At 75.6% G+C, this 217-nt stretch carries 1 pseudogene; it reads right to left on the minus strand.

The features are described from left to right. Positions 1 to 217, minus strand: a pseudogene (locus CCN29_RS35705) (NADP oxidoreductase); the annotation flags it as partial.

Here is a 217-nt window from a genome sequence, read left to right on the forward strand (position 1 = left end):
GTCCGGCAGGGTGCCCAGTTCGCGCAGCTCCTTGGTGGTGAAGCGGGCCTGCGAGGGGCCGCGCCGGCCGACCATGTGGATCCGCGTGACCCCGCTCGCCGCGAGGGCGGTCAGCGCCGCGTGCGGCATGTCCGTCGGGCGCAGTTCGCGCGTCCCGCGGGCCAGCATGCGGGTGACGTCCACGGCGACGTTCCCCACACCGACCACCACCGCCGAC

It is taken from the genome of Streptomyces pseudogriseolus (assembly GCA_002154585.1).
In the GTDB taxonomy this organism is placed as follows: Bacteria; Actinomycetota; Actinomycetes; order Streptomycetales; family Streptomycetaceae; genus Streptomyces; species Streptomyces pseudogriseolus.